Annotated in this window: 22 protein-coding genes; 20 read left to right on the forward strand and 2 right to left on the reverse strand. The window is 67.7% G+C overall.

The genetic code is table 11. The annotated features are described in order from the left end of the window. The first annotated feature begins 17 nt into the window (after positions 1-17). The 3 genes from aspS to VGN58_RS03615 are packed head-to-tail and all read left to right on the forward strand — an operon-like array spanning position 18 to position 2,630. On the forward strand, positions 18-1,769 hold the full coding sequence (gene aspS / locus VGN58_RS03605; RefSeq protein WP_327481705.1) for an aspartate--tRNA ligase: 1,752 nt from the start codon (positions 18-20) through the stop codon (positions 1,767-1,769). A gap of 16 nt (positions 1,770-1,785) precedes the next feature. Then, a complete protein-coding gene (locus VGN58_RS03610; protein WP_327481707.1) occupies positions 1,786-2,106 on the forward strand; it encodes a DNA primase in 321 nt (106 codons plus the stop codon). Beyond that, entirely contained in the window at positions 2,103-2,630 is a 528-nt protein-coding gene (locus VGN58_RS03615) for a GNAT family N-acetyltransferase (RefSeq protein ID WP_327481709.1), read from the forward strand. Before VGN58_RS03610 ends, VGN58_RS03615 begins: the two co-directional genes overlap by 4 nt. Before the next feature lie 964 nt (positions 2,631-3,594). Here the strand turns inward: VGN58_RS03615 and VGN58_RS03620 are convergent. Continuing rightward, positions 3,595-4,536, reverse strand: a complete 942-nt coding sequence (locus VGN58_RS03620; protein ID WP_327481711.1) for an alpha/beta hydrolase — start codon at positions 4,534-4,536, stop codon at positions 3,595-3,597. Between the two features lie 40 nt (positions 4,537-4,576). Beyond that, the gene (locus tag VGN58_RS03625) at positions 4,577-5,005 is read right to left on the reverse strand and encodes an organic hydroperoxide resistance protein (protein ID WP_327481713.1); all 429 of its coding nucleotides are present in this window, start codon (positions 5,003-5,005) and stop codon (positions 4,577-4,579) included. A 122-nt stretch (positions 5,006-5,127) separates the two neighbouring features. On the opposite strand from VGN58_RS03625, the gene VGN58_RS03630 reads away from it, so the two are divergent. The 17 genes from VGN58_RS03630 to queC all read left to right on the forward strand — a co-directional run bounded on the left by VGN58_RS03630 (position 5,128) and on the right by queC (position 20,297). Then, positions 5,128-5,955: an AraC family transcriptional regulator gene (locus tag VGN58_RS03630; protein ID WP_327481715.1), complete on the forward strand. Its 828-nt coding sequence runs from the start codon at positions 5,128-5,130 to the stop codon at positions 5,953-5,955. Positions 5,956-5,998: 43 nt separating this feature from the next. Further along, positions 5,999-6,637, forward strand: a complete 639-nt coding sequence (locus VGN58_RS03635) for an alpha/beta hydrolase (RefSeq protein WP_327481717.1) — start codon at positions 5,999-6,001, stop codon at positions 6,635-6,637. 57 nt (positions 6,638-6,694) lie between these two features. Further along, positions 6,695-7,426, forward strand: coding sequence for a YebC/PmpR family DNA-binding transcriptional regulator (locus VGN58_RS03640; RefSeq protein ID WP_327481719.1), 732 nt, complete (start codon positions 6,695-6,697; stop codon positions 7,424-7,426). Between the two features lie 120 nt (positions 7,427-7,546). After that, positions 7,547-8,068, forward strand: coding sequence for a crossover junction endodeoxyribonuclease RuvC (gene ruvC / locus VGN58_RS03645; RefSeq protein WP_327481721.1), 522 nt, complete (start codon positions 7,547-7,549; stop codon positions 8,066-8,068). A gap of 196 nt (positions 8,069-8,264) precedes the next feature. Continuing rightward, positions 8,265-8,852 carry a Holliday junction branch migration protein RuvA gene (gene ruvA, locus VGN58_RS03650; RefSeq protein ID WP_327481723.1) on the forward strand — a complete coding sequence of 196 codons (588 nt, stop codon included), beginning with the start codon at positions 8,265-8,267 and terminating at the stop codon, positions 8,850-8,852. Between the two features lie 58 nt (positions 8,853-8,910). After that, positions 8,911-10,839: a potassium transporter Kup gene (locus VGN58_RS03655; protein WP_414710734.1), complete on the forward strand. Its 1,929-nt coding sequence runs from the start codon at positions 8,911-8,913 to the stop codon at positions 10,837-10,839. A 60-nt stretch (positions 10,840-10,899) separates the two neighbouring features. Beyond that, positions 10,900-12,054: a DUF418 domain-containing protein gene (locus VGN58_RS03660; protein WP_327481725.1), complete on the forward strand. Its 1,155-nt coding sequence runs from the start codon at positions 10,900-10,902 to the stop codon at positions 12,052-12,054. 41 nt (positions 12,055-12,095) lie between these two features. Continuing rightward, positions 12,096-13,136 carry a Holliday junction branch migration DNA helicase RuvB gene (ruvB, locus tag VGN58_RS03665; RefSeq protein WP_327481727.1) on the forward strand — a complete coding sequence of 347 codons (1,041 nt, stop codon included), beginning with the start codon at positions 12,096-12,098 and terminating at the stop codon, positions 13,134-13,136. Positions 13,137-13,187: 51 nt separating this feature from the next. Beyond that, on the forward strand, positions 13,188-13,640 hold the full coding sequence (ybgC, locus tag VGN58_RS03670; RefSeq protein ID WP_327481729.1) for a tol-pal system-associated acyl-CoA thioesterase: 453 nt from the start codon (positions 13,188-13,190) through the stop codon (positions 13,638-13,640). A 39-nt stretch (positions 13,641-13,679) separates the two neighbouring features. Beyond that, a complete protein-coding gene (tolQ, locus tag VGN58_RS03675) occupies positions 13,680-14,453 on the forward strand; it encodes a protein TolQ (RefSeq protein WP_327481731.1) in 774 nt (257 codons plus the stop codon). Positions 14,454-14,465: 12 nt separating this feature from the next. Then, positions 14,466-14,894 carry an ExbD/TolR family protein gene (locus tag VGN58_RS03680; protein WP_296279778.1) on the forward strand — a complete coding sequence of 143 codons (429 nt, stop codon included), beginning with the start codon at positions 14,466-14,468 and terminating at the stop codon, positions 14,892-14,894. A 6-nt stretch (positions 14,895-14,900) separates the two neighbouring features. Continuing rightward, complete coding sequence (gene tolA, locus VGN58_RS03685; protein ID WP_327481737.1) at positions 14,901-15,941, forward strand: cell envelope integrity protein TolA; 1,041 nt, start codon at positions 14,901-14,903, stop codon at positions 15,939-15,941. 101 nt (positions 15,942-16,042) lie between these two features. Continuing rightward, the gene (tolB, locus tag VGN58_RS03690; RefSeq protein ID WP_327481739.1) at positions 16,043-17,362 is read left to right on the forward strand and encodes a Tol-Pal system beta propeller repeat protein TolB; all 1,320 of its coding nucleotides are present in this window, start codon (positions 16,043-16,045) and stop codon (positions 17,360-17,362) included. Positions 17,363-17,429: 67 nt separating this feature from the next. Beyond that, positions 17,430-17,945, forward strand: a complete 516-nt coding sequence (pal, locus tag VGN58_RS03695; RefSeq protein ID WP_327481741.1) for a peptidoglycan-associated lipoprotein Pal — start codon at positions 17,430-17,432, stop codon at positions 17,943-17,945. Positions 17,946-17,960: 15 nt separating this feature from the next. Continuing rightward, positions 17,961-18,785 (forward strand): tol-pal system protein YbgF, encoded by an 825-nt coding sequence (gene ybgF / locus VGN58_RS03700; RefSeq protein WP_327481743.1) that lies wholly within the window; start codon positions 17,961-17,963, stop codon positions 18,783-18,785. A 64-nt stretch (positions 18,786-18,849) separates the two neighbouring features. Further along, on the forward strand, positions 18,850-19,533 hold the full coding sequence (queE, locus tag VGN58_RS03705; RefSeq protein WP_327481745.1) for a 7-carboxy-7-deazaguanine synthase QueE: 684 nt from the start codon (positions 18,850-18,852) through the stop codon (positions 19,531-19,533). A 98-nt stretch (positions 19,534-19,631) separates the two neighbouring features. After that, positions 19,632-20,297: a 7-cyano-7-deazaguanine synthase QueC gene (gene queC, locus VGN58_RS03710; protein WP_327481747.1), complete on the forward strand. Its 666-nt coding sequence runs from the start codon at positions 19,632-19,634 to the stop codon at positions 20,295-20,297. Positions 20,298-20,338 lie beyond the last annotated feature (41 nt).

The following is a 20,338-nucleotide window of genomic DNA, read 5'->3' on the forward strand; positions in this document are numbered from 1 at the left end:
GACCCCCTGGAGTTCCCATGCGTACCCATTTCTGCGGCCTCGTCGACGAGGCCATGATCGGCCAGACCGTGACCCTCTGCGGCTGGACCGACGTCGCCCGCAACCTCGGCGGCGTCTGCTTCATCGACCTGCGCGACCACGAAGGCATCGTGCAGGTGACGGTGGACCCGTCCAATGCCGAGGTGTTCAAGGTGGCCGCATCGCTGGGTTACGAGGACGTGCTGCAGGTCGAGGGCGTCGTGCGTACGCGCGAGGCCGTCAACACCAAGATCCGTACCGGCCAGGTGGAAGTGATCGCCACGAACATCACCGTGCTCAACAAGGCCGAGCCGCTGCCGTTCCACCACCACGAGAACCCGGGCGAGGACATCCGCCTGAAGTACCGTTACCTCGACCTGCGCAGCGCCGACATGCAGCGCAAGCAGCGCACGCGCATCCGCCTGGTGCAGGCACTGCGCCGCTGGCTGGACGCGCGCGGTTTCCAGGACATCGAGACGCCGATCCTGACCAAGGCCACGCCCGAGGGTGCGCGCGACTTCCTGGTGCCGGCGCGCATGCATCCGGGCGAGTTCTACGCGCTGCCGCAGTCGCCGCAGCTGTTCAAGCAGATCCTGATGGTGGCCGGCTTCGACCGCTACTACCAGATCGCGCGCTGCTTCCGCGACGAGGCGTTGCGCGCCGACCGCCAGCTGGAATTCACCCAGCTGGACATGGAGTTCGCCTTCGTGCGCGAGCGCGACGTGCAGGACGCCGTGGAAGGCATGATCCGCGACATCTTCAAGGGCGTGATGGACGTCGAGCTGGCCAACCCGTTCCCGCGCATGACGTGGGCGGAGGCGATGCGTCGCTACGGCTCGGACAAGCCGGACCTGCGCATCGCGCTGGAACTGGTCGACGTGGCCGAGCTGGTGAAATCCAGCGAATTCGCGGTGTTCACCGCCGCGGCCAGCGATCCGGACGGACGCGTCGCCGCGCTGCGGATCCCCGGCGGGGCGTCGCTCAGCCGCAAGCAGATCGACGAGTACGCCGCGCACGCCGCCAAGTACGGTGCCAAGGGCCTGGCCTACATCAAGATCGACGAGGCTGGCGAAATCTCCTCGCCGATCCGGAAGTTCTTCGCCGAAGACGCTTTCGCGGCGCTGGTGAAGCACGTCGGCGCCGGCAACGGCGACATCGTGTTCTTCGGTGCGGGCGGCTACAACAAGGTCAGCGACTTCATGGGCGCGCTGCGCCTGAAGGCCGGCAAGGACTTCGGCCTGGTGCAGGACGGCTGGAAGCCCCTGTGGGTCACCGACTTCCCGATGTTCGAATGGGACGACGAGGCGCAGCGCTATGTCGCGCTCCACCATCCCTTCACCGCACCCGCGGTGGACGACATCGACGACCTGCGTGCGAACGCGAAGACGGCGGTATCGCGCGGTTACGACATGGTGTTGAACGGCAACGAGATCGGTGGTGGTTCGATCCGTATCCACCGCCCCGACATGCAGAGTGCGGTGTTCGAGCTGCTCGGCATCGGTGCGGAAGAGGCGGAAGCCAAGTTCGGCTTCCTGCTGGACGCGCTGCGCTTCGGCGCGCCGCCGCACGGCGGCATCGCGTTCGGCATCGACCGCATCGCCGCGCTGATGGCGGGTACCGAGTCGATCCGCGACGTCATCCCGTTCCCCAAGACCACCAGCGCCCAGTGCCTGATGACCGGCGCGCCGTCGCCGATCCCGGATGAGCAGCTGGCGGAAGTGCACATCCAAGTGCGTCCGAAGAAAGACTGATCGAGAGAACCGCGCAATGACCGAGTTTGCTTTTTCGCTGGAGTGGGAACGCCTGGGCAATGAAGGCGCCGATGCGGGCCTGGTGACGGAACGCGCGCGCGTGTTCGGTGGCTGGCTGGTGCGTGTCGGCACGTCGCCGGCGTCGATGGCGGTGACCTTCGTGCCGGACGGCCAGGGCCGCTGGGACGGCGAGGACTTCGGCGAAGACGATTACGAGGAAGAAGACGAAGAAGAGTACGAAGAGGAAGAGGACGAGGATTCCGACGAGGAGGACGAGTCCGAGGAAGGGGACGAGGAAGGGGACGAGGAAGGGGACGAGGAAGAAGAGGACGCGTGAGCGTGGGGATCCGCCGCGCCACCGTCGAGGACGCCGCGCTCCTGTCGGACTTGGCGTCTCGCACGTTCACCGAGACCTTCGGGCATCTGTATCCGGCCGAGGATCTTGCGGCCTTTCTTGCCGATGCCTATGCGGTCGAGAAGCAGCGGGTCATCCTGGCCCACTCGGATTACGCGGTGTGGCTGCTGGAGGATGATGGCGTCGCGGTCGGCCATGCGGCGGCCGGGCCGTGCGGGCTGCCGCATCCGGATGTGCAGTCCGGCGATGGCGAGCTGAAGCGGCTGTATGTGCTGGCGTCGCACCAGAACGGTGGCTGGGGCGGGAAGCTGTTCGCAGAGGCCGAGCGGTGGTTGTTGAAGGACGGGCCGCGGACGGTGTGGATCGGGGTGTGGTCGGAGAACTTCGGTGCGCAGCGGTTCTATGAGCGGCAGGGATTCGTACGGGTGGGGGAGTACAAGTTCCCGGTGGGGAAGACGCTGGATGATGAGTTCATCCTGAGGCGTGCGGCTTCTGCCGATGTCTGACCGACAAGAGCGTTCCGCTGGCCCTTCGGGTCAGCGTGTAATTTTTATTTGTCTGGCCGCGCCCCGCGTTAAGCAGCTACCTCGAATCGTCGCGCGCCGCAGCGCGTCCAAAAGTTTCCGGCAATGGGCTTCCGCTTGCCCTTCGGGCCAGCGGGTAACTTTTCTTTGTCTGGCCAAAGAAAAGTCACCAAAAGAAAGGCCATTCCCCGACGAAGCAATCCCACCGTGTCATTGCTAACGGGATTTTCCGACTCGCCATCCTGGCGAGGCGGAAAACGGCGGACATCCCTGTCCGCCGCCCTCCGGGTCTGTTGGGCTTGTGGGTGCATTGGGGGCGCAGCAAGCGGAGCAGCTACCGTCATCCCCGCGAAGGCGGGGACCCAGCGACTTCCGGCTATGGAAAGCAAAGACACTGGGTTCCCGCCTTCGCGGGAACGACGAACAACCGCCGGATTGTCCGGAAGATCGTTGATGGTTTGCGGAAAACGGCGCAGCCGAATCCGCCTCCTTTCAGGTTTAACGGGCCAGCTGGCGCGTGGGGTGGCTAAGTGGTGCTTGAACAACAGCCGTCTTCCCCGCGAAGGCGGGATCCAGCGACTTCAGGCCACTGAAGGCAAAGACACTGGGTTCCCGCCTTCGCGGGAACGACGAGCGAAAGCCGGGTTGTTCGGAAAGTCGCTGATGGTTTGCGGAAAACGGTCGGCAGTCTTGTCCGTCCCCTTTCCGGTCTGGCGGGTCCACTGGGGCATCGACTTGGCGAACGTATCGGTCTCACCGAGAGTCCGGGCAACGGCCGTCATCCCCGCGAAGGCGGGGATCCAGCGACTTCCGGCCATGGAAAGCACCGGCACGGGGTTCCCGCCTTCGCGGGAATGACCAGCAGAAGCTGGCTGTTTAGAGAGTCACCGAAGATCAAAAGCGAACGGCCGCATGTGCGGCCGTTGCTTTGTCTTCGTGTCCGAACTTACTTCTGGAGGAAGTCGAGCAGGTCCTGGTTGACGCGATCCTTGTGCGTATCCGTCAGGCCGTGGGGTGCGCCGGAGTAGACGATCAGCTTGGCGTTCTTGATCAGGGCGGCCGAGGCCTTGCCGGAGGCGTCGATGGGGACGATCTGGTCGTCGTCGCCGTGGATGACCAGGGTCGGGATGTCGAACTTCTTCAGGTCGCTGCGGAAGTCGGTGGCCGAGAACGCGGCGATGGAGTCGTACGTGTTCTTGTGACCGGCCTGCATGCCCTGCGCCCACCAGCTGTCGATCAGGGCCTGCGAGACCTTCGCGCCGGGGCGGTTGAAGCCGTAGAAGGGGCCCGACGCGATGTCCAGGTAGAGCTGCGAGCGGTTCGCCAGCGAGCCGTTGCGGATGCCGTCGAACACCTCGATCGGCAGGCCGCCGGGGTTGTCGGCGGTCTTCAGCATCAGCGGCGGCACGGCGCTGATCAGCACGGCCTTCCTGACGCGGCCGGTGCCATGGCGGCCGATGTAGCGCGCCACTTCGCCGCCGCCGGTGGAGAAGCCGACCGCGGTGACGTCCTTCAGGTCCAGCGTGTTGATCACGGTGGCCAGGTCGTCGGCGTAGTGGTCCATGTCGTTGCCGTCCCAGGGCTGGCTGGAGCGGCCATGGCCGCGGCGGTCGTGGGCGACCACGCGGTAGCCCTTGGAGGCCAGGAAGATCATCTGCGATTCCCAGCTGTCCGAGGACAGCGGCCAGCCGTGGCTGAAGGTGACGACCGGGCCGTCCTTCGGGCCCCAGTCCTTGTAGTAGAGCTGCACGCCGTCGGCGGTGGTCAGGGTGCTGGCGGTGCGTTCGACGGCGACCGGCGCGGTCGCCGGTGCGGCATGGGCGGTGAGGCTGGCCTGGGTGGCGACGGCCAGCAGCGTGGTGGCGATAGTGCGGGTCAGAGCGTTCATCGGTGCGGTTCCTGCGAAAGGTGGTGGGTCAGGAAAGAGGTCAGTCGGCGAGCACCAGCGTCACGTCGATGTTGCCGCGCGTGGCGTTGGAGTACGGGCAGACGATGTGGGCGGCGTCGACGAGGGCCTGCAGCTGTTCGCGATCCACGCCCGGGGCGGCGATGGTCAGTTCGGCCTGGATGCCGAAGCCGGTGGGGATCGGGCCGATGCCGACCTTGCCGGTGATGGTGGTGGACGCGGGCAGGGCGACCTTCTGCTTGCCGGCCACGAACTTCAGTGCGCCCAGGAAGCAGGCCGAATAACCGGCCGCGAACAGCTGCTCCGGGTTGGTGCCGTCGCCGCCGGCGCCGCCCAGCTCGCGCGGGGTGGTCAGCTTGACGTCCAGCGCGCCGTCGGACGAGGTGGCCTGGCCTTCGCGGCCGCCCGAGGCGGTGGCGGTGGCGGTGTAGAGGATCTTTTCGATGGACATGGCGGTTTCCTTGGGTGGGTTGGGGTGGTCCGGCGGGTGGCCGTCCGGTGAGGTGTACTTTGCGCCGTCGTCCTGTACGCATGGTGATGTAGAATCCTGAAAACTTGATCAGGAGTTTCGCCATGGTGGACCGCCTTGCCGTCCTGCTGGACCGGTTCTCGGTCAGCGCGCAGGTGTTCAATGCCGGTGCGCTGTGCGGCATCAACACGCTCGAGGCCGAGCCCGGGGCGGGCCAGTTGCATCTGATCCGGCGCGGGCCGCTGGAGGTCTTCCATGGCAGCACCTCGCTGCGGATCGACGAACCCAGCCTGCTGCTGTTCCCGCGCGCGCTGACGCACCGGTTCGTCAGCGACGACGTGCGCGGCGCCGACATGACCTGCGCCACGCTGCGGTTCGAGGGCGGCGAGCAGAACCCGATCTGCGCCGCGCTGCCCGAGGTCGTCTGCCTGCCGCTGGACCAGCTGCACGGTGCGCAGGACGTGCTGGCGTTGCTGTTCGAGGAGGCTTTCACCCAGCGCTGCGGACGCACGGCGCTGGTCAACCGCCTGTTCGAGGTGGTGATGATCCAGGTGCTGCGCCAGCTGATGGAAAGCGGCGAGGTGAAGGGCGGCATGCTGGCCGGCCTGGGCCATCCGCGCTTGCGCAACGCGATCGTCGCCATGCACGAAGCGCCGGCGAAGGAGTGGACGCTGGAGGAACTGGCGCGCGTGGCCGGCATGTCGCGCAGCGTGTTCGCCACGCAGTTCCGCGAGGCGCTCGGCATCACGCCGGGGCAGTACCTGCAGGGTTGGCGCGTGGGCCTGGCGCAGCAGGCGCTGCGTCACGGCAAGCCGTTAAAGGTGGTGGCGTCGGACGTGGGTTACGGCAGCGAGGCGGCGCTGTCGCGCGCGTTCAAGGCGCACACCGGCGCGTCGCCACGCGAGTGGAAGCGGCAGCAGGTCGTGCACTGAACCACGCTGGCGCATGCATGCCGCTTCGCAGACACTGCGTCACATGAAAGCGAACCGGGAATCTCCGCCGCGCGTCGTGCTGGTACATGGCATCTGGAATGCGAAGTCATGGCTGACGCCGTTGGCCCGGCGCCTGCGTCAGGAGGGCTTCGAGGTCGAGGTCTTCGGCTATCCCAGCATCCTGGGCGGGCCGGAGCCCGCCATCGCCGCGCTCATCGCCCAGCTCAGGGACGGCCCGCCGGTGCACCTGGTCGGGCACAGCCTCGGTGGACTGATCGGGCTGGAGGCGCTGCGTCGGTGCCCCGATCTGCCCGTACAGCGGATGGTCTGTCTCGGCTCGCCCCTGTGCGGCAGCCGCACCGCCCGCAGTCTAGGGCGCTGGCCGTGGACGGCGCCGGTGCTGGGGCGCAGTGGCCCGTTGCTGCAGACGGGGTGTCCGCCCTGGGAGGGCGGCGTGGCGGTCGGCATGGTGGCGGGCAACGTCGCGCGCGGTGTCGGGCGCCTGCTGACGCGGTTCGAGGGTGCGTCCGACGGCACGGTGGGGCTCGACGAAACCCGCTTGCCCGGGTTGGCGGCGCACTGCGTGGTGCCGTCCAGCCATACCGGCCTGGTGTTTTCCGCCGAGGCCGCGCGCCAGGCGGCGCGTTTCCTGCGGGATGGCCGGTTCGATGGCCAGGACTGACGGCTGCATGCGGGCGCGTATAATCCGCGCCCTTGTCAGTGCACTCCGGAATCCCCCATGGGCAGAGGCCCGTCGATCGAAGCCCGCAAGAACGCCACCGACGCCAAGCGCGGCAAGATCTTCACCAAGATCATCCGCGAGATCGGCGTGGCGGCCCGCGCCGGCGGTGGCGAGCCGGCCAACAACCCCCGCCTGCGCGCGGCGGTGGACAAGGGCCTGTCGGCGAACATGTCGAAGGACGTAATCGAGCGCGCCATCAAGAAGGCGACCGGTGAGCTGGAAGGCGTGGTGTTCGAGGAGATCCGCTACGAAGGCTATGCGCCCGGCGGCGTCGCGGTGATCGTCGACTGCCTGACCGACAACCGCGTGCGCACCGTGGCCGAAGTGCGCCACGCCTTCGGCAAGCACGGCGGCAACATGGGTACCGAAGGCTCGGTGGCCTTCATGTTCAAGCGCCTCGGCGTGCTGAGCTACGCGCCCGGCGCCGACGAAGAGAAGATCACCGAAGCCGCCATCGAGGCGGGCGCCGACGACATCGTGGTGTATCCGGACGATGGGTCGATCGATGTCGTCACCACGCCCGACGCCTTCCAGGCGGTGAAGGACGCGATGACCGCCGCCGGCCTGGCGCCGGACCATGCCGAGACCACCTATCGCGCCGACAACGACATCCGCGTCGAGGGCGAGACGGCCCTGCAGGTGAAGAAGCTGCTGGACATGCTGGAAGACCTGGACGACGTGCAGAACGTCTATTCCAACACCGACCTGGGCGCGGATGCGTATGCCTGACGGATGGGATTGGGGATTCGGGATTGGAGATTCGCAACAGCGTTCTCCCCTGGCCCTGGCGTCGAGTTCCGCGTCCGCCGGTTTCGAATCCCGAATCTCGAATCCCCAATCCCGGCTCCCATGACCCGCATCCTCGGCATCGATCCTGGTTCGCAGCGCACCGGCATCGGCATCATCGATGTCGACGCGGCGGGCAAGACCACGCATGTCTACCACGCACCGCTGGTGCTGCTGGGCGAGGGCGACTTTCCGTTGCGGTTGCGTCGTTTGCTGGACGGGCTGGGTGAGATCATCGCCACGTGGGCACCTGACGAAGTGGCGATCGAAAGAGTGTTCATGGCCCGCAATCCGGATTCGGCACTGAAGCTGGGGCAGGCGCGGGGCGCCGCCATCAGCGCGGTGGTGCTGCGCGACCTGCCGGTGCACGAGTACGCCGCCACCGAAGTGAAGCTGGCCGTGGTGGGCCGCGGCAGCGCCGAGAAGGCGCAGATACAGCACATGGTCGGCCTGCTGCTCAGCCTGCAGGGCAAACTGCAGGCCGATGCCGCCGACGCACTGGCCGTCGCCATCACCCACGCGCATGTACGCGCCACCGCCAAACGACTGGGTGTGGGGTCGCAACTGGCCTGGAGCAGGAAATGATGGGGCGGCGGCCGCAGAGCGAGCCCCTCTCCCGGCGGGAGAGGGGTTGGGGAGAGGGCAGCCGGAGTCTGGATGGCACCCGATCCGTGTCGTTGGCCGCGTTCCGCTGTTCGCCGCTGCGAACTCGGCTCGGCCCTCATCCGGCGCGTTGCGCCACCTTCTCCCGGTGGGAGAAGGGAAACGCAGGAGCTTTTCCATGATCGGACGTCTGCGCGGCATCCTAGCGTACAAGTCGCCGCCCTGGCTGGTGATCGACGTGGGTGGCGTGGGCTACGAACTGGAAGCGCCGATGAGCACGTTCTACGACCTGCCGGATGTCGGTCGCGAGGTGCTGCTGTTCACCCACTATGCGCAGAAGGAAGACAGCGTGTCGCTGTACGGTTTCCTGCGCGAGGGCGAGCGGCGGCTGTTCCGCGACGTGCAGAAGGTCACCGGCATCGGCGCGAAGATCGCGCTGGCCGTGCTGTCCGGCGCCAGCGTGGACGAGTTCGCGCGCATGGTGCAGGCCGGCGACATCACCGCGCTGACGCGCATCCCCGGCATCGGCAAGAAGACCGCCGAGCGCATGGTGGTGGAACTGCGCGACCGCGCGGCCGACCTGATGGGCACCGGCGTGGGCGGCATCACCGCGCTGCCGGCCGATCCGCAGTCCGAAGCCACCATCGCCCTGCAACAGCTGGGTTACAAGCCGGCCGAAGCCACGCGGATGGCGCGCGACGCCACCGCGCCCGGCGACGATGCCGCGACGATCATCCGCAAGGCCCTGCAGGCCGCGCTGCGCTGACCGTCGTCCTCGTCCTAGAGCATCCCTTCACTTTCCCAGCGCTACCCTGCCGGCCGCCATGTCCACCCCACATCCTTCCCCCGCCGAGTCCGGCAGCGCCGGCCCGCACGGTCATTCGCAGGCAGGCATGGTCGCGCTGGTGGCTGGCGCGGTCGGCGTGGTGTTCGGCGACATCGGCACCAGCCCGCTGTACACGATCAAGGAGATGTTCCACCCGCACTTCGGCCTGACGCCGGATCCGGACACCGTGCGTGGTCTCCTGTCGCTGGGCTTCTGGTCGCTGCTGCTGGTGGTGACGCTCAAGTACGTCATCGTGATCATGCGCGCCGACAACGAAGGCGAGGGCGGCATCATGGCGCTCACCGCGCTGGCCCAGCGCAGCCTGGCCAAGGGCTCGCGCATGAGCTACACGGTGGGCATCCTGGGCATCTTCGGCGCGGCCCTGTTCTTCGGCGACGGCATGATCACGCCGCCGATCACGGTGCTGGGCGCGGTCGAAGGACTGGAGGTGGTGTCGCCCGTCTTCAAGCAATGGGTGGTGCCGATCAGCCTGCTGATCCTGACCGGCCTGTTCGCCTTCCAGCGCTTCGGGACGGCCAAGGTCGGCAAGGCCTTCGGTCCGGTGATGATCACCTGGTTCATCGTGCTGGCCGGGTTCGGGCTGTACAACATCGCCCACAATCCGTCGGTACTCGCGGCGCTCAATCCGTACTGGGCGTGGCACTTCTTCACCACCCACGACTGGCATGCAGTACTGATCCTGGGCGCGGTGGTGCTGACCGTGACCGGCGGCGAGGCGCTGTACGCGGACATGGGGCATTTCGGCAAGCGTCCGATCCGCTGGGGCTGGTTCGGCTTCGTGCTGCCCGCGCTGGTACTGAACTACTACGGCCAGGGCGCCGTGCTGCTGCGCCATCCCGAAGCGGTGGCCAATCCCTTCTATCTGTCCATTCCGGACTGGGCGCAGATCCCGATGCTGGTGCTGGCCACGACCGCCGCTGCAGTGGCCTCGCAGGCCGTGATCACCGGCGCGTTCTCCGTGACGCGTCAGGCCATCCAGCTCGGCTATCTGCCGCGCCTGCACATCAAGTACACCTCCAAGGACACCATCGGCCAGATCTACGTGCCGTCGGTCAACCTGGTGCTGTATCTGGCGGTGATCGTGCTGGTGCTGAGCTTCCAGAGTTCCGGGGCGCTGGCCACGGCCTACGGCCTGTCGGTGACCGGCACCATGCTGATCGACACGCTGCTGCTGGCGATCGTGGCGTATACGCGCTGGCCCGACTCGCGCAAGTGGGTGTTGCCGTTGTGCGCGGTGTTCCTGCTGATCGACTTGGCGTTCCTGTTCGCCAACGGGGCGAAACTGCTGACCGGTATCGGTGCCTGGGTGCCGCTGTTCATCGGCATTTCCGCCTTCACCATGATGCGTACCTGGCGCCGCGGCCGCGAACTGCTGCATGGCGAAGTGCAGAAGGAAGGCATCCGGCTCGATACATTCCTGCCCGGCCTGATGCTGGCGCCGCCGGTGCGCGTGCCCGGCACGGCGATCTTCCTGACCGCCGACAAGGGCGTGGTGCCGCACGCGCTGCTGCACAACCTCAAGCACAACAAGGTGCTGCACGAGCGCAACGTGTTCCTGACGGTCGAGACGCTGACCGTGCCGTATGCGCCGAAGAAGAAGCGGCTGAAGATCGATCCGATCGGCGACGACTTCTACCGCGTGGTCATCAGCTATGGCTTCGCCGAAACGCCGGATGTGCCGCAGGCGCTGATGAGCTCCTGCGATCAGGGAGGCGTGTACTTCGATCCGATGGAAACCACGTACTTCGCCAGCCGCGAAACCGTGGTCGCGCGGCGCCAGGGCGGCATGCCGTTCTGGCGCGACAAGCTGTTCGCCGCGATGCACCGCAATGCCGCGCCGGCGACCGGGTTCTTCCGCATTCCCGGCAACCGGCTGGTGGAACTGGGCGCGCAGGTCGAGATCTGACCGCGCGGAAAGGCGCGGGATCGGCCGTAAACTCGGCTCTCGCCCACGCAAGGACGCAGGATGCTGCCGCATGACCGCCTGACCGTGCTCGACGTGCTGCGGGGCATCGCCATCCTCGGCACGCTGGGTACCAACATCTGGATCTTCATGTACCCGGGCGGCCTGCTTGGTTACCTGGAGACCGGCTGGGGCCAGTCGGACGGCATGCACTGGGGCACGCTGGCGCTGCAGCAGCTGACCCAGGGCAAGTTCCTCGGCCTGCTGGCGCTGATGTTCGGCATGGGCATCGCCCTGCAGCAGCGATCGGCGATCGCGGCCGGCATCCGCTGGCCGGGTCCTTACCTGGTGCGCGCAGCGTTGCTGTTCGTCGATGGCGTGCTGAACTATCTGTTCGTGGTCGAGTTCGACGTGCTGATGGGCTATGCACTCACCTCGGTGGTCGTGGCCTTCATGCTGCGTCTGGGAAGCCGTGGCAGGACTGCCTGGCTGGCGGCTGCCGCCGCTGTGCATTTCCTGCTTCTGGGCCTGATCGTGCTGGCACTGGCGATCTTCGGTGGCGACATCTCGAGTGGAGTGACCGCTGTCGCGTCGACGGGCTGGTGGGACATGGTGCGCTCGCGCATCGACAATGTCTGGCTGTTCCGCGAAGAGATGTTCTTCATCGCGCCGATGAGCGTGGCGTTGTTCCTGCTGGGTGCGCGGCTGCTCGACGCGGGCGTGTTCGAGGCGCGCGGTGCGCGCCTGCGCCGCTGGCTGATGGGGATGGGGCTGGGCATCGCATGGCCCCTCGACATGGCGCTGGGCGTGTTCGGCGGCGACGCCGGCATCATGGCCGGTCGCTACGGCACGGCGCCGATCGTCGCGATGGGCCTGCTCGCCGCGGTGGCTGAGGCCTTCCACCACCGTCCGCAGCCGGGTGTAGGGGGGCGCCGCCTTGCCGAGGTGGGTCGCATGGCCCTGACCGGATATGTGCTGCAGAACCTGCTTGCGTCGGCGCTCTGCTACGACTGGGGTCTGGGGCTGGCGCGACGCGTGCCGGATGCCTGGGCGGTGTCGGCCACCGTGGGAATCTACCTGCTGGTCGCGGCCTGCGTGATGCTGTTCTGCCACATATGGCAGCGGCGCTGGAAGCGGGGGCCGCTCGAGTGGTTGTGGCACGTGTCGTACCGCCGGCTGACCCGCAGGTCGGGCACGAGTGGCAACGTGGCGGCCTGATCGAAGGGTCGCGGGACGGATCCGTCCGTCATAATGGCCGCATGACCGCCGACCGCATCATCACTTCCTCCGCCACGCGCGAAGACGACGCCATCGAGGCCAGCATCCGGCCCAAGCGGCTGGACGAATACCTGGGCCAGAAGCCGGTGCGCGAGCAGCTGGACATCTATATCCAGGCGGCGAAGGGACGCGGCGAAGCGCTCGACCACGTGCTGATCTTCGGACCGCCGGGCCTGGGCAAGACCACGCTGAGCCACGTGATCGCCAACGAGCTGGGCGTGAACCTGCGCGTCACCTCCGGTCCGGTGATCGAGAAGGCCGGCGACCTGGCCGCGCTGCTGACCAACCTGCAGCCGCACGACGTACTGTTCGTAGACGAGATCCATCGCCTGTCGCCGGTGGTCGAGGAAGTGCTGTACCCGGCGATGGAGGATTTCCAGATCGACATCATGATCGGCGAGGGCCCGGCCGCGCGGTCGATCAAGCTGGACCTGCCGCCGTTCACCCTGATCGGCGCCACCACCCGCGCCGGCCTGCTGACCGCGCCGCTGCGCGACCGCTTCGGCATCGTGCAGCGGCTCGAGTTCTACTCGCCCGAAGAGCTGACCCGCATCGTGCAGCGCTCGGCGCGCATCCTGGGCATGGACTGCGTGCCGGAGGGCGCCGCCGAGATCGCGCGCCGCGCCCGCGGCACGCCGCGCATCGCCAACCGCCTGCTGCGGCGTGTGCGCGACTACGCCCAGGTCAAGGCCGACGGGCACATCGACGTCGAGGTCGCGCGTGCGGCGATGCAGATGCTCAAGGTCGACCCCGAAGGCTTCGACGAACTGGACCGCCGCATGCTGCGCACCATCATCGACAGCTTCGACGGCGGGCCGGTCGGCGTGGAGTCGCTGGCGGCGGCGCTCAGCGAGGAGCGCGGCACGCTGGAAGACGTGATCGAGCCTTATCTGATCCAGCAGGGCTTCCTGATCCGTACCGCGCGTGGCCGCATGGCGACCCGTAAGGCCTACCTGCACCTCGGACTGACGCCGAAGGGCAGGGTGCCGGACGCGAACGACGCGTCGGGCGATCTCTTCTGAGCGCCACTGGTTTCCGGTTGGTATGCATCACAACGTGCGGGAGTGCGCGCTTTGACGACTGAATCGAAGACGATCGCCGGGGATGCGGCGCCGTTCATCTTTCCGACACGCGTCTATTGGGAAGATACCGACGCCGGTGGCGTGGTGTACCACGCGCAATACGTCGCTTTCCTGGAACGGACCCGCACCGAATGGCTGCGGGCCCAGGGCTACGCCCAGGAGCGGCTGCGCCAGACCCACGACCTGGTGTTCGCCGTCCGCGCGATGCGTCTGGATTTCCTGCGCCCCGCCCGGTTGGACGATCTGCTGCACGTCAGCGCGCGCATCCACCAGTGCAAGCGGGCCAGCGTGGTCTTCGCCCAGTCCATCGAACGGGACGGCGAAGTCCTGCTGACCGCCGAGGTGAAGGTGGCCGCGCTGAGCGCGTCCGGATTCAGACCCGTCGGGTTGCCCGAGACGTTGTACGAAGCATTCCGCCGGCTCGAGCATCCGCGCCAGCACTGACCCGATACGCAACACGAACCGAAAGACGAGGAACGACGGATGATCGCAACGCTGCTGGCCTTCCAGGAAGTCGTGACGGAGGCGCTGCCGCCGGAGGCCGCCGCTGCCGCCGCCGAGGCCTCGGCCGCCACCGTGCACAGCGGCATCAACTACATCGACCTGATGCTCAAGGCCAGCCTGCCGGTGCAGTTGATCGTGCTGCTGCTGCTGGCCGGGTCGCTGATCAGCTGGGTGATCATTTTCCGCAAGGGTCGCGTCTTCAAGAATGCCAACCGCGATGCCGACGAGTTCGAGGGTCGCTTCTGGTCGGGCGCCGAGCTGCACAAGCTCTACGCCGGCGCCGCCGACCGCAACCGCGTGGTCACCGGACTGGAAGCCATTTTCGAAGCCGGCTTCCGCGAATTCACCCGACTGCGCGACAAGCGTGGTCTCGATGGCCGCGCGCAGCTGGAAGGCGCCCAGCGCGCGATGCGCGTGACCTACACGCGCGAGGTCGACCAGCTGGAACGCAACCTGGAACTGCTGGCCAACATCGGCTCCACCGCGCCCTACGTGGGCCTGGTCGGCACGGTGTTCGGCATCATGGTGACCATGCACGACATGCTCAACAGCGGCGAGCAGGCGGGCATCGCCGCGGTGGCGCCGGGTATTTCGGAGGCCCTGTTCGCCACCGCCATCGGCCTGTTCGTGGCGATTCCCGCTGTGTGGGCCTACAACCGCTTCACCACCCGCGTCGAGCGGCTGGCCGTGCGCTACGAGAGCTTCGCCGAGGAGTTCAGTTCCATCCTGCAGCGCCAGAACGCGGCCGAGTAAGCGGAGCCCACCATGGCCGGAAGCATCGTCCACCGCAAGCGGCGCAAGCTGAAATCCGAGATCAACGTCGTGCCTTACATCGACGTGATGCTGGTGCTGCTGATCATCTTCATGGTGACCGCGCCGCTGCTCACGCTGAGCGTGGACGTGAAGCTGCCGTCGTCCACGGCCAAGGCCGTGGAAACCAAGAACGACCCGATCATCGTCGTCGCCTACCCGGATGGCCGGCTGGGCCTGCAGCTGCCCGGCGACAAGGCGCCGCGCACCGTCGACGCGGCGCAGCTCGAGGCCATGCTGGCGCCGATCAAGGCCGAGCAGGGCAACGAATTGCGCGTGTTGCTCGCAGGCGACGCGGATGCGCCGTACCAGCGGGTGATCGACGCCACCGAGGCGCTGAAGAAGGCCAAGGTCACCAACGTCGTGCTGTGGACCAAGCAGTAACGCGCCATGCACGCTGAAGCCTTCCAGCGACAGACGCCGACGCAGGACGACGGGCTGGGCCGGGCGGTCGCGTGGGCCATCGGCCTGCACGTGCTGCTGCTCGTGGTGCTGCTGGTGTCGCCGTACTTCAAGTGGGACCGCGAGCGCCTGAATGCCGCAGGCTCGCAATCGATGGAGGCCACGCTCGACGTGTCGTCTTCCGATGCGCGCGCGGTCGAACGGGCGCTCGATTTCCAGCCGCCGCCGATGCCCGAGCCCGTGCAGGAGCCGGCGCCTGAAGACACCATCCCGCCGCCCCAGCCAATCCCCGAGCCGGCGCCGCAGGACGCTCCGGTCGAACGCCAGGCCCAGGCACAGGAGCGCATTCCCGTCCCGGACGAGGTCGACCAGGACGAAGCGCGTCGCGAGGCCATCTCGCAGGAAAAGGCGCTGCAGGAACAGGAGGCCAAGCGTCGCCAGGAACAGATCGACCTGACCGAACGCAAGCGGCAGGAGCAGGCCGAGCAGCAGCGCCGGCTGGCCGCCCAGCAGGAAGAAGACCGGCAGAAGCGCATCGCCGCCGAGGCCGCGCAGAAGGCGGAGGCCGACAAGAAGCGGCTGGAGGACATCCGTCGCCAGCGTGCCCAGGCGCAGCGTGAGCAGCAACTGGCCGAGCAGAAGCTGCGCCAGCTCGCGGATGCGCGTGCGCGCCAGGCGGCGGCATCGGCCAACCAGGCCCAGTACGGCGCGCCTGCCGGACCGGCCGGCGCCGGCGGCACCGACGAAGACCTGCGGGGCCGCTATGCCGCCGCCATCCAGGAGGCGGTGCTGCGCCAATGGACGCGACCGGAATCCGTGCCCGTCGGCACCCGCTGCCGCGTGGTGATCCGCCAGTTGCCGGGCGGCGACGTGGTCAGTGCCGAAGTGCAGCCGGGCTGCGCCATGGATGCGGCCGGCCAGGACTCGATCGAACGCGCGGTGCTCAAGGCGCGTCCCCTGCCGTATCGGGGGTTCGAGCCGGTGTTCGCCCGCACTCTCACCCTGAATTTCGAGGCGCGGGACCGCTGATTTCACATCGCGTTTCGCCGGCTTCCGTTCACAATTGTTAAAACGTTCACGCGCGGGCTGGTATCCCTTTGCCGCCCCGTTCAACTCCAGAGCCGTTGCCCATGAAGAAACCGCTGCGCTGGTTTGCCCTGCTCCTGTTCACCCTCGCCCCGGTCCTGGCCTCGGCCCAACAACAGGGCCTGGAAATCGACATCATCGGCGGCAACGCGTCGGCGCTGCCGATCGCCATCGTGCCGATGCCCTACCAGGGCAGTGCCGGCACCCCGCCGACCGATGTCTCCGCCGTGGTCCGTGCCGACCTGGAGCGCTCCGGCGCGTTCCGTACGCTGCCCGAAGCCCGCATCACCGAGCGCCCGACGCGCGGCGGTGAGATCCAGTACCCCACCTGGCAGGCGTTGCGGCAGGACTACATCGTGGTCGGCCGCGTGGTCGATGCCGGCGATGGCGGCTACCGGGTGGAGTACGAGCTGTTCGACGTGGCCAAGCAGGAACGCATGCTCGGCCTGGCGATGACCGCCCGCTCCAACGCGCTGCGCGATGTCGCCCACCAGATGGCCGATGCCATCTACGAGAAGATCCTCGGCGTGCGCGGCGCGTTCTGGACCCGCATCGCCTACATCACCGCCGCCGGCACCGGCAAGGCCACGCGGTATGCGCTGATGGTCGCCGATTCCGATGGCTTCAACCCGCAGACCGTGGTGCGCTCGGCCGAGCCGCTGCTGTCGCCGTCGTGGAGTCCGGATGGCCGCAAGCTGGCCTACGTCAGCTTCGAGGGCGGCAACTCGGCCATCTACATCCAGGACATCTCGACCGGGGCACGCGAGAAGGTCGCCAGCTTCCGCGGCATCAACGGTGCGCCCGCGTTCTCGCCCGACGGCCGCCAGCTCGCGCTGACCCTGTCGCGCAGCGGCAACCCTGAGATCTACGTCATGGACCTGGGCAGCCGCTCGCTGCGCCAGCTGACCAACACCTCCGCGATCGACACCGAGCCGGTCTGGAGTGCGGACGGCGGCACGATCTACTTCACCTCCGACCGCGGCGGCCGCCCGCAGATCTACCGCGTGCCGGCCGCCGGTGGCAGCGCCAGCCGGGTGACCTTCGAGGGCAACTACAACGCCACCGCCAGCGTGTCGTTCGACGGCAAGAAGATCGCGGTGGTGCAGGGCAGCGGCAACAATTACCGCATCGCCCTGATGGACAGCAGCCTGGGCGGCGCCCGGTGGACCTCGCTGTCGCCGGGCTCGCTGGACGAGTCGCCGAGTTTCGCCCCCAATGCCAGCATGGTGCTATACGCCGCCCGCGAAGGCGGGCGGGGCGTGCTGTACGCCGTCTCGGCCGATGCGCGCGTCCGCCAGCGCCTGGTCGTGGCCAACGCCGACGTGCGCGAGCCGGCATGGTCGCCCTACCGTACCGCCCGTTAAGTTTCTGTCTACAATGTGACCCCTCGCTCCACCTGTCTCCCCTGTTCCAATGACGCAAGGAATGACCATGAACAACACCACCCGTGTTCTGATGCTGTCCCTGATGTCCGTCGCCGTGCTGGCGGGCTGCAAGAAGGACGTCAAGCCGACCCCGCCGGCTGACACCACCACCACCGCGCCGACCACCCCGACCGGTCCGACCACCTCGGGCATGTACGGTCCGGGCGACCTCGACACCGATGCCTGCCTGCGCCAGCGCGTGGTCTACTTCGACCTCGACCAGGACGCCCTGAAGCCGGAGTTCCAGGCCATCATGGGTTGCCATGCCAAGTACCTGCGCGACCGTCCGTCCTCGCGCATCACGCTGGAAGGCCATGCCGACGAGCGCGGCAGCCGCGAGTACAACCTCGGCCTGGGCGAGCGTCGCGGCAACGCCGTGAATTCGGCCCTGCAGGCCAACGGCGGTTCGGCCAGCCAGCTGACCGTGGTCAGCTACGGCGAAGAGCGTCCGGTCGCCACCGGCTCGGACGAAGCGTCCTGGTCGCAGAACCGTCGCGTCGAGATCGTCTACACGGCGAAGTAAGCCGACATCGTCACGATGATCGCGAAGAAGACGTACCTGCTGGTTCTCGCGGCGGCCCTCGTGGCCGCCGCTCCCGCGCACGCGCAGCGCGTCAGCCTGGCTGATCGCGTGGCCGCGTTGGAAGCGAAAGCCAATAACCCGCAGCAGAACCTGGACCTGCTCAACCGCGTCACCCAGCAGGAAGCGGAACTGCGTGAGCTGCGCGCGCAGCTCGAGCAGCTGCAGAACGAGAACGAGCAGCTCAAGCAGCGCGGCCGCGACCAGTACCTCGACCTGGATGGTCGCCTCAACCGCCTGGAAGGTGGCACGGCCCCGGCTCCGGCCGCTGCACCGCCGCTGGGCAATGCCCCCGTCGCCGCGCCGGCCACCGTGCCGGCGCCCGTCGTGGCGGCCGCAGCGGACGAACGTCCGCCAGCAGTCCACGGCGACATGGGCGCCCTGTCCGCCGCCGGCGACGAGCGCACCGCGTACAACGTGGCCTTCGACAAGCTCAAGGCCGGCGATTACGCCGATGCCGCGCAGCTGTTCACCAGTTTCCTCCAGCTCTATCCCAGCGGCGTGTACGCGCCCAATGCGCTGTACTGGCTGGGCGAGAGCTATTACGTCACCCAGAATTACGCGCTGGCCGCGGACCAGTTCCGCGCGCTGCTGGCGCAGTATCCGACCCACGACAAGGCGCCCGGGGCGCTGCTGAAGATCGGCCTGTGCGACTACGGCCTGGGCAAGCTGCCGGAGGCCGAGCGCACGCTGGGCGAGGTCATCGCCAAGTACCCCGGCACCGATGTCGCCCGCACCGCCGACGACCGCCTGCGCGCCATCCAGCTCGGCCGCCTGCGCTGAGTCCAGGACGTCCGGCGCTCCGTAGCGGAGGCGCCGGGCCGGCAGGGCGTATCATGCGCACCCCATGAACGACGCCGCCCGCCCCAGCGAGATCGTCCAGTCCCCGCTGGAACGCCTCAAGATCACCGAAATCTTCCTGTCCCTGCAGGGCGAGGCGAACACGGTCGGCTGGCCCACGGTCTTCGTCCGCCTGACCGGCTGCCCGCTGCGCTGCCAGTACTGCGACACCGCCTACGCCTTCCACGGCGGCGAGTGGCGCGAGATCGACGACATCGTCGCCGAGGTGGTCCGCCATGGCGTGCGCCATGTCTGCGTGACCGGCGGTGAACCGCTGGCGCAGAAGCGCTGCCTGCTGCTGTTGAGGAAGCTCTGCGACGCCGGGCTCGACGTCTCGCTCGAAACCTCCGGTGCGCTCGACATCGCCGACGTCGACCCGCGCGTGTCGCGCGTGGTGGACCTGAAGACGCCCGACTCGAAGGAAATGGCGCGCAACCGGCTGGAAAACCTGCCGCTGCTCACCGCGCGGGACCAGGTGAAGTTCGTGCTCTGCGGCCGCGCCGACTACGAGTGGGCACGCGGCATGGTCGCCGAACACCGGCTGGCCGAACGCTGCGACGTGCTGTTCTCGCCCAGCAAGTCCGACCTGTCGCCGCGCGAACTGGCGGACTGGATCGTCGAGGACCGCCTGCCGGTGCGCTTCCAGATGCAGCTGCACAAGCTGCTGTGGAACGACGAGCCGGGGAGGTGAGGCAGTGATTGGTCATTGGTGATTCGTGATTCGGAAAATCGGTCTTCATTGGCCGGAACCCGAATCACGAATCACGAATCACGAATCACGACCATCCAATGAAAAACGCCGTTGTCCTTCTTTCCGGTGGCATGGACTCCGCCGTCGTCGTCGCCATCGCCCGTGAGCAGGGTTTCGCGGTGCATGCATTGAGCGTGCGTTATGGCCAGCGCCACACCTCCGAACTCGACGCCGCCGCGCGCGTGGCCGCCACGCTCGGCGTCGCCGCGCACAAGACCGTGCACGTGGACCTGCGCAGCATCGGCGGCTCGGCGCTGACCGACGATATCGACGTGCCGGAAGCCGGCGGCCCGGGCATCCCGGTGACCTACGTGCCGGCGCGCAACACCATCATGCTGTCGGTGGCGCTGGGCTGGGCGGAAGTGCTGGGCGCCAGCGACATCTTCTGCGGCGTCAACGCGGTGGACTATTCGGGGTATCCGGATTGCCGGCCCGAATTCATCGAGGCGTTCGAGCGGCTGGCCAACGTGGCGACCAAGGCCGGCGTGGAAGGCGCGGGCCTGCGCATCCACGCGCCGCTGCTGCGCATGAGCAAGGCCGACATCGTGCGCGAGGGCGTGCGCCTGGGCGTGGACTTCGCCCAGACCGTGTCCTGCTATCGCGCCGACGAGCAGGGCCGCGCCTGCGGACACTGCGATGCCTGCCGCCTGCGCGCTGCCGGCTTCGCCGATGCCGGCGTGCCGGATCCCACGCACTACGCGTGAGCCGGGCGGATTTCGCCCCCTCGCGGACGATGCGCTAGAAT

It is taken from the genome of Pseudoxanthomonas sp., from assembly GCF_035999195.1.
Lineage (GTDB): Bacteria > Pseudomonadota > Gammaproteobacteria > Xanthomonadales > Xanthomonadaceae > Pseudoxanthomonas_A.

What these genes read in the sequence shown, in the direction of transcription:
- queC (WP_327481747.1), top strand. Translation starts at nt 19,632, where the DNA reads ATGAAAAACGCCGTTGTCCTTCTTTCCGGTGGCATGGACTCCGCCGTC.
- VGN58_RS03655 (WP_414710734.1), top strand. Translation starts at nt 8,911, where the DNA reads ATGTCCACCCCACATCCTTCCCCCGCCGAGTCCGGCAGCGCCGGCCCG.
- aspS (WP_327481705.1), top strand. Translation starts at nt 18, where the DNA reads ATGCGTACCCATTTCTGCGGCCTCGTCGACGAGGCCATGATCGGCCAG.
- ybgF (WP_327481743.1), top strand. Translation starts at nt 17,961, where the DNA reads ATGATCGCGAAGAAGACGTACCTGCTGGTTCTCGCGGCGGCCCTCGTG.
- ruvB (WP_327481727.1), top strand. Translation starts at nt 12,096, where the DNA reads ATGACCGCCGACCGCATCATCACTTCCTCCGCCACGCGCGAAGACGAC.
- VGN58_RS03640 (WP_327481719.1), top strand. Translation starts at nt 6,695, where the DNA reads ATGGGCAGAGGCCCGTCGATCGAAGCCCGCAAGAACGCCACCGACGCC.
- ruvC (WP_327481721.1), top strand. Translation starts at nt 7,547, where the DNA reads ATGACCCGCATCCTCGGCATCGATCCTGGTTCGCAGCGCACCGGCATC.
- queE (WP_327481745.1), top strand. Translation starts at nt 18,850, where the DNA reads ATGAACGACGCCGCCCGCCCCAGCGAGATCGTCCAGTCCCCGCTGGAA.
- tolQ (WP_327481731.1), top strand. Translation starts at nt 13,680, where the DNA reads ATGATCGCAACGCTGCTGGCCTTCCAGGAAGTCGTGACGGAGGCGCTG.
- ruvA (WP_327481723.1), top strand. Translation starts at nt 8,265, where the DNA reads ATGATCGGACGTCTGCGCGGCATCCTAGCGTACAAGTCGCCGCCCTGG.
- VGN58_RS03660 (WP_327481725.1), top strand. Translation starts at nt 10,900, where the DNA reads ATGCTGCCGCATGACCGCCTGACCGTGCTCGACGTGCTGCGGGGCATC.
- tolA (WP_327481737.1), top strand. Translation starts at nt 14,901, where the DNA reads ATGCACGCTGAAGCCTTCCAGCGACAGACGCCGACGCAGGACGACGGG.
- VGN58_RS03635 (WP_327481717.1), top strand. Translation starts at nt 5,999, where the DNA reads ATGAAAGCGAACCGGGAATCTCCGCCGCGCGTCGTGCTGGTACATGGC.
- VGN58_RS03630 (WP_327481715.1), top strand. Translation starts at nt 5,128, where the DNA reads ATGGTGGACCGCCTTGCCGTCCTGCTGGACCGGTTCTCGGTCAGCGCG.
- VGN58_RS03625 (WP_327481713.1), bottom strand. Translation starts at nt 5,005, where the DNA reads ATGTCCATCGAAAAGATCCTCTACACCGCCACCGCCACCGCCTCGGGC.
- VGN58_RS03610 (WP_327481707.1), top strand. Translation starts at nt 1,786, where the DNA reads ATGACCGAGTTTGCTTTTTCGCTGGAGTGGGAACGCCTGGGCAATGAA.
- pal (WP_327481741.1), top strand. Translation starts at nt 17,430, where the DNA reads ATGAACAACACCACCCGTGTTCTGATGCTGTCCCTGATGTCCGTCGCC.
- VGN58_RS03620 (WP_327481711.1), bottom strand. Translation starts at nt 4,536, where the DNA reads ATGAACGCTCTGACCCGCACTATCGCCACCACGCTGCTGGCCGTCGCC.
- VGN58_RS03680 (WP_296279778.1), top strand. Translation starts at nt 14,466, where the DNA reads ATGGCCGGAAGCATCGTCCACCGCAAGCGGCGCAAGCTGAAATCCGAG.
- tolB (WP_327481739.1), top strand. Translation starts at nt 16,043, where the DNA reads ATGAAGAAACCGCTGCGCTGGTTTGCCCTGCTCCTGTTCACCCTCGCC.